This is a genomic window from Streptacidiphilus sp. P02-A3a (assembly GCF_014084105.1).
Taxonomy (GTDB): Bacteria; Actinomycetota; Actinomycetes; order Streptomycetales; family Streptomycetaceae; genus Streptacidiphilus.
In genome coordinates this window covers 4,701,594-4,715,705 of the sequence record NZ_CP048289.1, presented here as the reverse complement: position 1 = coordinate 4,715,705, position 14,112 = coordinate 4,701,594, and the positions used below count along the sequence as shown (strand labels likewise).

At 69.6% G+C, this 14,112-nt stretch carries 10 protein-coding genes and 2 pseudogenes; 4 read left to right on the top strand and 8 right to left on the bottom strand.

Features of this window, described 5'->3' with window-relative positions; all coding sequences use genetic code 11:
* Positions 1-7: 7 nt before the first annotated feature.
* A complete protein-coding gene (locus GXP74_RS20545; protein ID WP_182452896.1) occupies positions 8-4,336 on the top strand; it encodes an AAA family ATPase in 4,329 nt (1,442 codons plus the stop codon).
* A gap of 640 nt (positions 4,337-4,976) precedes the next feature.
* Here GXP74_RS20545 and GXP74_RS20540 read toward each other — a convergent pair.
* Positions 4,977-5,972: an RHS repeat domain-containing protein gene (locus GXP74_RS20540; protein ID WP_182452895.1), complete on the bottom strand. Its 996-nt coding sequence runs from the start codon at positions 5,970-5,972 to the stop codon at positions 4,977-4,979.
* A gap of 252 nt (positions 5,973-6,224) precedes the next feature.
* Positions 6,225-6,476 (bottom strand): hypothetical protein, encoded by a 252-nt coding sequence (locus GXP74_RS20535; protein WP_182452894.1) that lies wholly within the window; start codon positions 6,474-6,476, stop codon positions 6,225-6,227.
* A gap of 358 nt (positions 6,477-6,834) precedes the next feature.
* Here GXP74_RS20535 and GXP74_RS20530 point away from each other — a divergent pair, with 358 nt between their 5' ends.
* Both GXP74_RS20530 and GXP74_RS20525 read left to right on the top strand, forming a co-directional pair.
* Positions 6,835-7,038, top strand: a complete 204-nt coding sequence (locus GXP74_RS20530; protein ID WP_182452893.1) for a hypothetical protein — start codon at positions 6,835-6,837, stop codon at positions 7,036-7,038.
* A 306-nt stretch (positions 7,039-7,344) separates the two neighbouring features.
* The gene (locus GXP74_RS20525) at positions 7,345-7,884 is read left to right on the top strand and encodes a DUF4232 domain-containing protein (RefSeq protein ID WP_182452892.1); all 540 of its coding nucleotides are present in this window, start codon (positions 7,345-7,347) and stop codon (positions 7,882-7,884) included.
* Positions 7,885-8,743: 859 nt separating this feature from the next.
* On the opposite strand, the gene GXP74_RS20520 is transcribed toward GXP74_RS20525, so the two are convergent.
* The 6 genes and pseudogenes from GXP74_RS20520 to GXP74_RS20500 all read right to left on the bottom strand — a co-directional run bounded on the left by GXP74_RS20520 (position 8,744) and on the right by GXP74_RS20500 (position 13,622).
* Positions 8,744-9,472, bottom strand: a complete 729-nt coding sequence (locus GXP74_RS20520; RefSeq protein ID WP_225448075.1) for an SUMF1/EgtB/PvdO family nonheme iron enzyme — start codon at positions 9,470-9,472, stop codon at positions 8,744-8,746.
* A 601-nt stretch (positions 9,473-10,073) separates the two neighbouring features.
* A complete protein-coding gene (locus tag GXP74_RS20515) occupies positions 10,074-10,388 on the bottom strand; it encodes a MazG-like family protein (RefSeq protein ID WP_182452891.1) in 315 nt (104 codons plus the stop codon).
* A gap of 38 nt (positions 10,389-10,426) precedes the next feature.
* Positions 10,427-11,128, bottom strand: a complete 702-nt coding sequence (locus GXP74_RS20510) for an endonuclease/exonuclease/phosphatase family protein (protein ID WP_370468562.1) — start codon at positions 11,126-11,128, stop codon at positions 10,427-10,429.
* 720 nt (positions 11,129-11,848) lie between these two features.
* Positions 11,849-11,983, bottom strand: coding sequence for a hypothetical protein (locus tag GXP74_RS41550; protein ID WP_255528140.1), 135 nt, complete (start codon positions 11,981-11,983; stop codon positions 11,849-11,851).
* A 102-nt stretch (positions 11,984-12,085) separates the two neighbouring features.
* Positions 12,086-12,741: pseudogene (locus GXP74_RS20505) on the bottom strand (MSMEG_1061 family FMN-dependent PPOX-type flavoprotein).
* A gap of 299 nt (positions 12,742-13,040) precedes the next feature.
* Positions 13,041-13,622, bottom strand: a complete 582-nt coding sequence (locus GXP74_RS20500; protein WP_225448074.1) for a chloramphenicol phosphotransferase CPT family protein — start codon at positions 13,620-13,622, stop codon at positions 13,041-13,043.
* A gap of 323 nt (positions 13,623-13,945) precedes the next feature.
* On the opposite strand from GXP74_RS20500, the pseudogene GXP74_RS42210 reads away from it, so the two are divergent.
* A pseudogene (locus GXP74_RS42210) lies at positions 13,946-14,065 on the top strand (multiprotein-bridging factor 1 family protein); the annotation flags it as partial.
* Positions 14,066-14,112: the final 47 nt, after the last annotated feature.

The window sequence follows — 14,112 nt, the reverse complement described above, 5'->3', positions numbered from 1 at the left end:
GAACACCATGGTCGAACCGTTGTCCTTGTCCCGGCGGCTGATCGTGATCGCCGTGGACGACTACGCGGACGGCGTGGACGGCTTCACACAGGGCATCGCCGACCAGGTCAAGGTCGTCGAGGGCTGGCTGACCGACCCGGGCCTGGGGCCGGACCGCCAGTACACCTGCGTCCGCACCGAGATGTTGGAGACCGTGCAGGAGCTGCGGGCATTCCTGCACGAGGTCGACCTCGCCTCCACGCCACACCATGAGGCCGTGGTGGTCTACGTGACCGGGCACGGCCTGCGCGGGCAGGCGTCCGGGCGCCACTACCTGACGCTGCCGGGCACCAAGGCGGAGCGGCTGCCGGGGACCGCGTTGCAGACGATGGAGATCATCGGCGCGGCGCTGGGCAGTGCCTCGGAGCATGTGCTGGTGATGGTCGACTCCTGCTTCGCGGGTTCCCTGGACCTGGAGCGCGGTGTCGCGATGGATCTGGGTTCGGAGCGGCGCGAGCTGGAGGGGCTGGGGGTGGTGACGGCCGGGGACTTCGGCGAGCAGCCGCGTGTGGGTGAGTTCACCTCGCTGATCCAGCATGCGTTGGACGAGCTGCAGTCGCAGGAGCAGGGGTTCGCCGGACCGCATCTGTCGTTCGCGCAGTGGGAGAGGCTGCTCCACGCCACGGCGAAGGCCCGGAAGTTGATGTGCCCGCAGTGGATCTGGCCGGGCGCGCGCACGGATGAGCCCAGTGCCTGCCTGCCCAACCCCCGCTACCTGGAGCCGTTGTATCTTCCGGCTCCCGCGGTGCGGGGCTTGACGGTGCCGGCGTTCGCGGCCGCGGAGCACTGGCTGGAGCGGGCGTCCGGGCGGGTGGGGGGTGAGGACGCGGGCTGGTACTTCCGCGGGCGCGGCGCCTCGATGCGCCGGCTTGTGGAGTTCGTCGAAGAGGGCAGCGGCGTCATGGTCGTGACCGGGTCAGCGGGATCGGGCAAGTCCGCGCTGCTGGCCCGCCTGGTGACGTTGTCCGACTCGGGCTTCTTGACCGACCCGCGGTTCGAGGAGATCACCACCTCGCTCCCCGACGCCGAGCGGCCCGCCCCTGGGTCGGTGACCGCCGCAGTGCTGGGCCGCAACAAGACCTCCGCCGACCTGCTGGACGACCTGCTTGCCGCGTGCGAGGCGCCACCGGTCCCGCCGGAGGGAGCGCCGCTTCAAGTCCTCGTCAACCGCCTGGCACACCTCTCTTCCACCGGTCGGCCGGTAACGATCGTCATCGACGGCCTGGACGAGGCCCAGCAGCCGCTGGCGTGCCTGAACGACGTGGTCCTGCCGCTGGCGCGCCAGTGGAAGCGCGGGCGCGGGCCGCTGCTGCGGCTGCTCCTGGGGGTGCGCAGCTCCCCCGTCGGCGCGCAGGCAGGAGTCCGGGGCGAGGACACCCTTGCCGACCAGGTCCTTGGGGCTTTGATGCGGGCATTGTGCGAGGACCGCGCGTCCGTGCCGACCCAGCAGCTGCGCACAGACGGCCCCGAGTGCGGGCAGGACATCGCCTCCTACGCCGGCGCGCTGCTGACGGGTCCCGGCGACAGCCCGTACGCGGGTGACGAGCGCGCCGCCGGTGAGGCCGCGCGCGCGATCGCGGCCGCGGTCGCGCCGTCGTTCCTGGACGCCCGCCTGGCCGCAGACCAGCTGCGCCGGGCTGACGGACGACAGGACCTGGCCGACGGTGCGTGGTTGACCCGGCTGGTGTCGGGGACGACCGCATTGCTGCGTCAGGATCTGCGGGAGGTGGCGGCGCACAGCCGTATCCCGGTGCCGGTTCTGGTGGCGGTGCTGCGCGCGACCGCGCTGGCGTTCGGGACCGGGCTTCCATGGGCGGAGGTGTGGCCCGCGGTGGCCGGTGCGCTCGAATTCACCGCATCTGACGGCGCTCGCGACAACACCGAGGTCGACTTCCCGGCGGCGATCCGGGCCGTTCACGCCAGCCGGTTGATCGGCTACCTGGCCACCGACGAGGAAGACTCCCGGATCACCTACCGGCCGGTGCACCAACGGGTGACCGAGACCCTCGCCCTGACCCCGCACGAGCTCCTCACCGAGGACGAGACCGGCCTTGACGACCTGTCCTCGAAGGCCGCCCATGCACGGATCACCGATGCGCTTGCCGTTCTCGCGCAAGACGCCGATCCGCTCGCCGCCCACCCGTACGTGCGCAGGCACTACGTGGACCACGCCGCTGTCGGCGAGGTCCTGAACGACCTCCACATCCCGGCGGTCCTGCTGGCGCAGGACACCTCAGGCGGCCTGCGGGCCAGGCTCGGCCTCCCACTGCCCGCCGACGATCCACAGCGCCGGCTGGTCACGGCCGCTGCTGTGATCGAGCCCTTCCTTGCCAAGGACACCGCCCGGGACTCCCGGCTGGCCAGCATCGCCTTCCACACCCGCAGCCTGGGCGCGGACCCGCTGCCCCACCCGCCCCTGGTGCGGTGGCGGTGGGGTGACTGGTCAGCCGCCACGAATGTCATTGCCTCCCCCGCCGGCCACGTCCATGCCCTGGCCGCGCTGGCTGCCCCCGACGGCCGGCCGCTCGTGGCCGTCGGCACGAAATGGGACGGAGTGCAGGTCTGGGACACCTTCAGCGGGCAGCACCTGGCCACCATCAACACCGGACGCGTCAGCAGCATCACCGTCGTGCGGGCCAACGGCGGCCGTGAGCTGCTGGCCACCGCCAGCCCGCGCGGCGTCGGAGTGTGGGATCCGCTGTCCGGCCTGCGGCTGGCCTGGACCGCGCAGCAGCGCGCCCGCAGCGTCCGGGTACTGGCGGACGGCCACCGGCGGTGGAAGTTCCTCATCAACTCTGGCCGCCCGGGGGCCACCGCCGAGGCCAAGGTCTGGAGTCCGGACGCACGCCGTGTCCGTCCTCTACCGTTGCCCTTCGACCAAGCCCCCCAGCTCGTGGTCACGCTGGACGGCGCCGACGGCAACACCCTCGTCGTCACCAGCCCCGACCACCAACGGCTCTACCTGCAAGACGCCGACGGCGCGGTCATGGCCGAGACGCTCCTCCCCCACCGGGTCCGAGCAATCCTCGGTGTCCGCCGCGGACTCGACTCCACCCTCCTCGTCGCAATCTCCACAGATCACATGACGACCTGGGATCCGTTCACCGGCGAGCTGCGTACCCAGCTCTGCGACTTCGGACCGAGCCACCTCCTGTTGCAGCTTCCCGGCGACGGCCCGGCCCAAATCGCCATCAGCACCGGCGATTCGAGCATCGAGGTATGGGCCCTGGACGACGACGGACGCTGGCACTCGACCGCCCACGACAACTACGCCAGCCCGGTCCGCGCCCTGACCGCCTTCGGCACCATGATCGGCACCAGCGAACTGGTGACCGCGAGCGACTCCGGGGTCCAGCTGTGGAGCAGCACCGACGGCGATGCCTGGACCCCGCCGCCCGTCCACACCCTGCCCCGCGCCCTGTGCGGCTTCCCCATCAGCCTCCCCGGCCACCGCGGGCCGACCCTGGCCGTGGCCAGCTCCACCGGAATCGCCTTCCACACACCCGAGAACGGGCGGGTCGCGCACTCCCTCAGCTCCAACTTCGCCCTCTCCCTCCAGGTGCTCCAAGGGCACACCAGCAACCCGATCCTCGTCATCCAAGGCGAAGAAGAGATCGTCTTGTACAGTCCCGGCGATGATGATGATCTGGACTGGATCCCTGTCCGCGCCAACCCCCAGGCCCTGGTCACCACCCGAGAGGACCGGCCCGGGCTCATCATCGCCACCTCTGGGCAACTGGCCTTCTACGACCTCCACACCCGCCAGACCGCTCCCCTGCGCCTGACCGGACGCGCCAAAGCGTCCGCCCCCTATACCTCGATCCTGGTCCGCCAGACACCCGACGGCACCCCGCAACTGATCACCTGCACGCGGGGCCGACTCGAAGTCTCGAACCTCAACGACCAGACACTGATCACAACGATCACCGCCGACCACGCTGTGGCCTTCACCGCCTTGCAGACGATCCCTTCAGCAGACAGCGAACTCCTCGCCGGCGTAACCCACGACAGCGTTCACCTGTGGGACTGTGAAACCTGGGAACTGCGCCAGGAGTTGCCGGTCCCGAACGTGAAGGCCATGGCGGTCGCACCGACAAGATCCGGCGCGCACCTGCTCGTGTGCGGCAACGGACACTCCATCACCTTCTGGGATCCGAATACCGGGACATTGCGCAGCACCCTGGTCACCGCCGCCCCCGTCAACCAACTCGCCACAATCCAGGACCCAGACCGGCAGACCACCTATCTCGCCGCATCAGGACAACGCGGCCTGGCCATGCTCGCACTCGACCTGTGACCAGCACCAACCCACCGCACAGACCGCGCCCCCATCCGCAGCAACACAGCCCCAACCTGCCGAAGCAATCAAGAAACCGCAGGGCTTCCCGCGATACGTCCACGATCTGCACCCTCTGGCACGTTCCGGGAGAGCGCCGGGATCATCGCGACGACATCTTGGGAGTGGACGACGACCACCGGAAGCACGACGGATAGAACCCGATGGACACTCCAGCGCAAAGCAGCCCCTGCCCATCAGCGAGGCCGACGCAACCTGCTAAGCGATCTGGCCACCTTGAATGGGCTCCCCCGGAAGGCCTGGCGCTGGAGCACTCCATGACCAAACCGGTGCTGCCGCCAGCGAACCGTGCGGCGGCAGACTGGGGCTCTTCGGCACGCCGCCGAGGGCAGACGAGGCGCACCCACGTGCCAGGAGCCCACCACGCACGCCACACCAACATGTTCTATAAAACAGCCCTGACCTGCAGAAACGTGTAAAAACCCACAGGGATTCTCACGATACTTCGGGGATTCTCACTCTATCTATGGGACTGCAGGTCAGAGAGTCGGAGAAAACGCCCCGCCAGCATCACCGCAGGTAGACGGCGTCCAACCTGGAGACTGAGATTCTCACTTGAAAACTGGGGCTGCAGGTCAGGTCACTGACCGAGTACATTCCTAGATCGAGAACTCACACTGCGGCGTGAACGACCGCCTCGGCCGAGGCTTCTTCTTCCCCATGCCTTCCATGATGGACATCCCTCCGGGGCCGTGACCCCTGATCTCGGATGTCCGTCAAAACGGACCAACCTCACCGCAGCCCCGGTGCCCTGGGCGTTGACGGCCGTCATCTGATCGTGGTCGGCGTTGTAGCTGCTGGCGCGGGCGTCGCCGAGGGCGTCGAGGGTCTTGGTGACCTCGCCGCCGGAGTCGGTGGTGTAGAGGGTCTTGTGACCGTTGGGGTCGGTCACCGTCGTGGTGCCCGATCCCCCGCGGGTGGTCGCGGAGTAGGCGTAGTCCCAGGTGTCGCCGGCGCCCGTGGCGGTGTTGGTGACGCGGGTCAGCGAGGTGATCCGGTCCTGGCCGTCGTAGCCGAACGTGGTCTGCTCACCGGTCGGGGTGGTGACCTTGTCCACCCGCCCGGAGGTGTCGTACGCGTACACCGTCGCCGCGCCGGTGGTGTCGGTGACCGTCAGCGTGGCCGTACCCGCGGAGAGCGAGCCGGCCAGCGCGCAGCCCACGGTCCGACCCGAGTTGTCGGTGGCGGTCAGCGTGCCGGAACCGGTCGCGGCCAGCGAGATCCAGCGACCCGAGCGGGCGTCGGTGGCCTTGAACCCCGTCACCTGCCCCGAGGTCACGGTCTGGGTGACGTTGATGGCGTCGCCGTTGTGGTCGGTGACCGCGGTCAGGTTCCCGGCGGAGTTGTAGGTGTCCTTGGATCCGGTGTCGGTGTGGTCCAGGGTGTAGGTGCCGTTGCTGTTCTTGGCCAGGCCGGCGTGGTAGCCGACGGCGTTGGTGTAGGTGCTGCCGCTCTGGGTGAAGGTGAGCAGTTCACCACCGGGACCGTAGCTGGTGATGTGGCCGGAGACGGCGGTGTCCAGGGTGCGATCGTAGTCGGCGAACCAGTCGTCGCCGATGGAGCCCGCGGCGGCCACCCGGCTCCTGGCCGTGTACGCCGCCGCCCGTAGCAGCCCCGACGGCTACCTCGGCCGGACCGGCGAAGGGCCGGCCCCGTCGCAGATCGCACCCTTCGCCACCTTGCCCAGCGAACAGGCAGCCGAGCACACCCAACCGCTGGTCGCCGCCGAGTGGCTCAACGCGGCCGACACCGCGAACGGCGTTCTGCGCGCTCGGCTCGCCGAACGTGTCCAGCCGCTGGGCGGACTGCTGCAACAGTTACGGCCCGCTCAGATGGTCCCCTGGACGAACGCGTCGAACATCGCCGGTGCGCCAATGGCCTCGTCGCCAGCATGTTTTCCGTGCCCGGGCTCGATCTGCCCGACGTCGTGGAGCGCCTCGGGCTGCACCCCGACGTCGAGTGCAACGGCGATGGCGGCATCGAGCTCGTGTCGGGTGCGGGCGTGCGCTTCGGTGGCTTCCTCGACACGGCGCAGGGCGTCGGTCTGATCGGCCTGGCGGGTCTTGGGGAAGAGGCTCATACAGACCGCCTGCCCGCGAAGACCAAGGAGCATTCGTTACTCTTTCGGGGCACGCGGAAGCGCCGCCGGGCGCGCGGGCCGGACGGCGACTGATCACCCACCTGGCCAGGTCACCTCACCGCAACACGGAACACGGAACACATCCTGCACTGGTCCCACTGGCGACGCCGACGACAACACCAAGCCCGCACCAGCCGCTACGAGCGACGAGGCAACAGCCTGAGAAATGAAGCATCGTCACCCCAGGACCTGTTGCGGTATTAGGCCGTGTCCGGTGAACCGTCATTCGATCCTGGAACCGAAGTGCCTTCCTTGATCGTTTGGGTGGCGTGGGACGTGGCGATCCGACGAACGAGGAGTGGGTTCGGCCCTTGCCGCCCCTGCCTGCCAACAGTGGGCGGGGCGGGCAGCCGCGCTGATCGACGTCCTCCTCAAGCCCACGACCGTTGGACAGCTCGTCCAGCCCGGGAAGATCACCCCCGACGGGGACGGGACCGCGCTGCGGACCCACGGCGGACTGCTGGACGGGGTCGACCCCGAGTCCGACATGGTCACCCCGTAGCCGCCGCCGGTCCCCCGGGCCAGGCCGGCAGTGGGTCGATCCGGAACCCGGTACGCCCCCCGGGACGGCTCGGGCCCTGCGCGCGCGGAGCGCCCAGATCGACGCGGTCTCCGGGGCCGGTTGCACCGGCCGGGGCTGCATCGGCTCGCTGCGGAGCGCGCTGGACGCCGCGAAGTGACCGCGGCCGGGGCCGGACGCCGACCGCGCGCGACGCCGCGCAGCCGGACCTCCCGGCCGTGGAACCGCACCGTGTCAACCGACGTCTCCCCTAAGTAATTTGATCGAAAATCTATGGGGGGATCGAACATGAAGGCACATCTCAGGAAGTCCGCCGCGCTGACCACGGTGGTGACCGCGCTGCTGGTCGCGGGCGGCGTCGGCACCGCCGTCGCGGCTCCGCGGGCCGCCGCCGCGCCGCAGCGCTGCCACACCACCGCCCTGGGCGCCTCGCTCCGCGTGCCGCCCAACCACGTGGGCATGGGCAACGCGTACGGGGAACTGGTGCTCACCAACACCTCGCACCAGACCTGCACCGTCTACGGCTACCCCGGGCTGGGGCTGCAGAACGCCAACCACCGGGTGCTGCCGATCCGGGTCAAGTGGGGCTCCACCTGGTTCGCCGCCGACCCGCGTCCGCACACGGTCACACTCAAGCCGGGCCAGTCCGCCTACGCCAACCTCGCCTGGAACGAGCCCTACGGCACCAAGTCGGTGACCCCGTCCTACCTGGAGGTCACCCCGCCGGACGAGACCACCTTCCGGCTCGTCCGCTTCGCACAGGGAGCGATCAACGACGGCACGCTCAGCGTCACGGCGCTCTCGGCCCGTCCGGTCCCGTTGTACTGAACGCCGGACCGAAACCCAGTGGGGCGGACGTCCGCCGCCCCGCTGGCACGGGGGCACGAACGCCCGTCGCGACAGCGGCACCGCGGTGGCCGTACCGATCGCCGTCCGCGACCTGACACCCGCCGACCCGCCGCCCTGCGGTTCTGCGGTCCGGTCCGCCTCTCATCTCCGAAAGGTGGCAGAGGAGTTGGAGCGGGCGGCGATCGGCGGCGTCGACTACCGGGCCGCCCCCGGCGCGGGCACGCCGCGGCAGCCGGCGGTGATGCCGGTAGCCGCAGGCGCACGGCACCTTCCGTTGGTGCGCCGCCAGGGACGCGCCCGCGGCGCCGATCCTGCTGGCCCGCGTTTCCCCCGGCAGCACCGTTCGTCAACTGACGGCCTGAGGGCCCGCCGGGCCCGGCGGCTGCCGGGACGCGGGAAACGGGCTCTGTCGCTGATCGCACCGACCCCGTTGGGCAGTCCTGCGGAGCGGGCACGGGCGGCGGCGCCGCGCACGGTGGTGGATCTGGCTGCGGCGGCGGGTGGGGCGCTGCGCGTCGCAGGATGCCTGGGCCCGGCGGCCCCGGCGGGTGGCTGGCACCGGCAGCGGGAGTCATGGCCGGGCCCCGCCCGATGGTGCGCACGACCAGCCACAGGCGCTCGGCCCGGGCGGCGCCGGTGTTGATCCCCGGGTCGGCCAGGGCGGCATCACGGGCCGCGTACAGAGCGCTCGGGGCGGAGCTGGTCATGTACAACAGCGTACGGAGGGCCGCCGCGCCCGAGCGCTACGGGCTGGTAATTCACTGGTGATCCGTCAGGTCGATTGTGGTCCGCCGAACTGACTCCCGGCGGGCCCCATCGCGTCAGCAGGGGCAGGGCCTTACCGCAAGGGTGTCGCGCACCGAAATCCGGTGTCCTCGTCGCTCATGTCCATGGACGCGTCGTTGACCGAAGTCGGCTCGCAGCGGTAGAAGGGGCTGGTGAAGGCCGAGCCTTTGAGTTGGTACCGCCCCGAGGCGGAGCCCGGCGTGGACAGCCATTCCCAGGTGTTGCCACAGAGGTCGTAGACGCCATAGGGGCTGACCCCGGAGTGGTAGCGACTCACCGCCGTGGTGCCGGCGATGCCGGATTCGCGGACGTTGCACTTCGCGGCGGTCGGGCTGGTTCCCCAGGGGTACCGTTCACCGGTGGTGCCGCGTGCTGCCTTCTCCCATTGGCGGCTGCTGGGCAGCACCTTGCCTGCCCATGCCGCGTATGCGCTGGCGTCCAGCCAGCTCACCCACACCACGGGATGGTCGGCGAGGCTGGCGGGGACTCGTCCCTCCGGCCAGTGGCTCGGGGCCGGGTGGCCGGTGGCCGTGGTGAAGCGCTCGTAGTCGCGGTTCGTGGTGGGGTAGACGTCGATCCAGTACTCCTCTATCCACTCCCGGCTGTTGGCTGCTCCGCAGAGGTGGATGCCTTCCGCGATCCGGGCCATGAGCTTGCCGTCGACGGGGTGGCGCATGCGGTCGACGGCAGCAACCAGACTCCGGCCGGTTCGTGCTTTCAGTGCGGCGGTCCCACTGTCCTCGGCGACTTCACCGACGCTTTCGCCGTCAGCCCCGTTCACAAGGTCGAGTGGCAGGTCTGCCGTCGCTGCTTCATCGCCGGGAGCGGCCCCTTCAAGGACGCGGCGATCCTGGCCGACGTGGTGATTTCCCGTACTCAGGACCCCGAGCTGGCCGCCACCGCGTTTCGGCTGGCCGCGACCCCGCCACACCCTGGCTGTGACTCCTTCGTGGTCGGCCGGCTATGGGCCCAGCAGACAGCACAGGGCCTTCGCCCGTACTCCGACGGGGACCGGGGCAACCTCGCCCGGATGCCCCGGGCGCGGTGGTCCCATCTGCCCGAAGAAGCGGTGAACAGCCTCCTTGAGGCCCTGCGGGAGGCCGACCGGCTCCACACTCCGGTGTCGTCCCCCAGCGGCAGGCCGTGCTCCACGTGCGAGAAGACGGAGGGCTTCCCCGACCAGTGGGTGGAGCGGGAGCCCTACTCCCTCTGTGGAGCCTGCGTCAGCGAGTTGAAGGGCTTGAAGCCCCAGCCAGGACCGGTGCCGATCGCTGGCTGCACTCACACGGTGCCACCGCCCAGGGCTCCCTGCGGGCACTGCGGCCGTTGGTGACCTGCCCCGGCCGGTCGGGACGGCCGGGCGGGGCGGCGGGGCGGGGCGGCTAGGCCAGGGAGCGTTCCGCGACGCGGTCCAGGTGGCTCTGGAAGACCTTGGCGGCGTCCGGGGTGAGGGTGCTCAGGGCGACCATGGCGGTGAGGATCACGTCGGACAGCTCGGCGTGGACGTCCTCCCAGGTGTGGGTGAAGCCCTTCCTGGGGTTCTGGCCGAGGACGCCGATGACGGCCTGGTTGGTCTCGCCGACCTCTTCGCCGATCTTCATGATCCGCAGGAGCCGGTCGGCGTCGGGGGTCAGCGGGCTGTTCTCGTCAAGCCAGGCGACGAGGCTGCCCACGGTGTCCCAGGCGTTCTGATCCATGTGCGTGCTACTCCGGTGGGGTCGGGAGGTCGGGGTGCCTAGAACAGGGTCTCAGGCTCTGGCAGGACGGTGGGATCGAACACCACCAGCGGCTCGTCCCCGGCCACGGCCAGGCGCAGGGACAGACCGGAGTGGTCACTCAGGCGGGTGACCGTGCGTGGCTCGTGGACGTACGTGCAGTCGTCCACCAGGCCGCTGAGCGGGTCGGACACGAAGGCGTGGTCGTAGCGGTAGCCGTCGTTGGTCCGGCCCACCCACGAGTACTCCCGGTCGCCGGGGTGCAGGCGGCGGAAGGCGTCGTGGTACCCATTGTCGCCGAGCCAGCTGTAGAACCCGTACTCGAAGGGTCGGAAGGTCGCGTAGCGGGGGTCGTGGTCGGGCTCCAGGATGTTGAAGTCCCCGAGCACCACCCGGCCGGACGCGGAGCCGTGGGCGATGGTGGCCTGGAGGCCGTCGAGGAAGCGCTGCTTGCGCTCGATCTTGGCCGGGCTGGCGTCCCTGGAGGGCACGTACAGGCCCAGGACGTCCACCGGCCCGGCCTGGGTCTTCACGGTCGCGGACACGGCCCGGTAGGGCAGGTAGGCGGTGCTGAGGGGTGAGGCTTCGGCCATCGGGAGGCGGCTGACGATCATCACCCCGCGTTCGCCCTTGTCGGGCACCGGGTAGGCCACCGCGTACCCGGCGCTGGGTGAACCGGTCGGCGAGGAACGCGCACCCGTCGCCCGGGTCGTCTCGGTCAGGACCAGGACCTGCCTCGGGGCGCTGGGCGAGCCAGGCGAGCTGCCGCCCGGCCCGCTCCGGGGAGGGGCCGCCGATGTTGAAGGTCAACAGCGACAGGCTTCGGTCGGGTTGCTCAGTGGCACGGTTTCCCCTGGTCAGCAGCATGGCGATCTCAGCTGAGATGAGACCGGCGATCTGCTCGGGGCTACGACTGGTGCAGTCGAGGACCAAGGTACGGAAGCCGACCTCGCTCAAAAGGTAGCGGCTTCCGCGAACAGGCCGGGCTCTTTCTCGACACTCTCCGGGTCTTCTCGAAGCGGCTGTGGGTGCCGCGCGCCGCCAGGCGCTCCCGGATCACGTCCGGGTCGGCGTTGAGGATCACGGACAGGTCCGGGCGGAGGGCGTCCCGGTTCATCGCCCGCACCGTGTCCAGCTCACGCCGTCCAGCCGTTGCAGACCAGGGAGGAACCGATGTAGCGGTCGCACAGGACCACCGCCCCGCGCTCCACGGCCGGGGTGATCTCGGTCTCCAGGTGGTGGAGCGGTCGGCCGCCACCAGGCAGGCCAGGGCCATGCCCGGAACGTCTCGGTGCCGGCCGGCCAGGTCGCCGAGCCGGGTGTGGGAGGGCTCGGTGGTGCGTGGACCGGGATGCCGTCGCGGACGAAGCCCTGGCGGACGTGCTCCAGCACGGTGGACTTGCCGACCCCGCCGGGGCCGTCGATGGTCACGAACAGGCCGCTCACGAGGTGGCCACCACCGGCAGCAGCGCGCGGCGGTTCGGGGCGACCGGGCAGACCTCGGCGTCCAAGTCCCCGATCCGGCCCCCGTTGGCGATCACGGCCGCCGGGCAGCCCTTCCCGCAGCCGTCCGCCATGGAGCACGACCCGCACGTTGGGTTACGGGCTGACCCGCGATTGATCTTGGGCGTGTTGGCCTGCGGCTTCGGCTGGCTGGTGTTCACTCGCAGATCGGGCCGTCACTCGTATCGGTACTTCAACGTGTCTGCCTCCGCTTGCTCGATGTCGGCGATCGTTAGCTCCGGCATCCGCAGTTGGGCCAGCGTCACCTCGGCCGAGGTCGGCTGGGCGTCCGCCGGCAGCCACTGCTCCGGCTTCCAGGCCCCGCTGCGCAGCAGCGACTTGGGGCAGTGCGGTAGACCTCCTCGATCCCTAGCACCAGCGCACTGGCTGGCGGCTTTCCCACGGCGGTCAGCTGCGACAGCAGCTCCGGCGGGTGGAGACGACAGCCCTGCCGTTCACCCTGAGCGTCGTGGTGCGCCCAGGGATGAGGAACAACAGCCCGGCCCGTCCGGTGGCGACGATGTTCTGCAGGGTGTCCAGACGCTTGTTGCCGGTCGCGTCCGGTATCGCCACCGTGCGTGCGTCCAGGACGGCGACGAACCCGGCGGGGCCGCCGCGCGGGGAGACGTCACAGTTGCCCTCGCATCCGTGCTGGCAACCAGGACCAGCGATGAGCAGCCGATCAACCAGCTGGTCTGCTCGGTGAGTTCGGCCATCTGCTTGCGCACGGCCGCGTCGCTGGGGAGTGCGTAGGCCCGGCGCAGCGCCTCCTGGTCGGGCACGGCGTCGAGCGGAGCGAGTCGAAGGCACTGCCGGCAAGGGTTGTCGTCATGCCTCCGACCCTACGTGCGACCGATCTTGGTCGGTGAGTGCGGGGAGGGACGGCTCGCGAGTTGTCTGGTGTGTGAAGATCAAACAGGTCCGCGCGGCCATGTCCCATCGCGCCTTCTGCGGGCTGTCGCGCCCACATCTGGGCGAGTTGGTCGCGGAACTCGCCCCCGCTGGCTTCGAACGATTCCGATGGCCCAGCGGAACGAGTAATTTGGCCCCAAATGGCGATCATCGGGGCGTGACGCGAACGAGTAATTTGGCCCCACCTGATCGGTGGCTGCTTGAACTGTGAGTGCTGGATCAGCGGGTCGGCTGATCGGCCGAAGGGTTCGCCCGGAGGTTCTCGAAGGCGGTGGGGGTCGGACGGCGCGGAAGGAAGTCCTTGATCTGTCGAGCGCAGTCGGCCGGACTGCTGGTGCTCGTGTCGCACTCGATGTCGTAGAGGCCGTGGGCATGGACCTGGGCGATCTGGCGTGCGGCCAGCCCCGGTGGGCGGTCCCCGCGCTCCTGCTCTCGCTGTTCCAGTTCCGGCAACGGGCAGTGCACTCCGACCAGCACCACGTCTTCGGGAGCGAACAGGGCGACGCAGTCGAGCAGACGCCAGGGCTCGCTCAGGACGTGGTCCACCACAATGTTGTTGCCGCCAGCAGCCATGCCGGCGACTGCGCGGTGGAAGCCCATCCAGGTGTGCTTGAGCACGGAAGTCAGCTCGTCTGACGTGAAGTCCTTCCGCGCCCGCATGGCATGAAAGGCGTCCACCGACATGTGGAAGTAGGTGTCGTCCAGGATCGGGAGGAGTTCCTTGGCGATGCTCGACTTCCCAGAACTCGACGTGCCGTTCAAGAAGATGATCAGTCCGCCGGATGTCCGTGACGTGCTCACTGGGCCCGCAATCTGGTGGGACTGCGCTTCTGCCGGAGCTGGTGGGTGCCGGCTCCACCGTGAAGCGGGAGTACCTGGACCGGGCGCAGCGCGGCAGCGAGAACCCGTGGAACGACCGCGCGAAGGCCAGCGGGCAGGGTAGTACGGCGTGATCACGAATGCCCCGGCCCCACGGGAGTGAGAGCCAGGGCATTTCGTGGTCACCGTCCACATTTGACGGGTACCTTCCCAGGTAGGGCGAACTACCGAGAGGAGTCAACAATGCCAGATGAGAAGGACATTGGCATAGCGAAGCGCATCGCCGTGCACCGGCTGGCGGCTGGATACAGCAGCAGGAGCTAGCCGCAGCTGCGAACGTCAGCTACAGCCTGTTAACGAAGGTCGAGACAGCAAACCGGCAGCCCACTCCCGCTTTCATCGCCGCATGCGCCCGCGCTCTCCTGATTGACCCGCAGGCGCTGACCAGCGCGTCGTACATTGGCCCAAATGG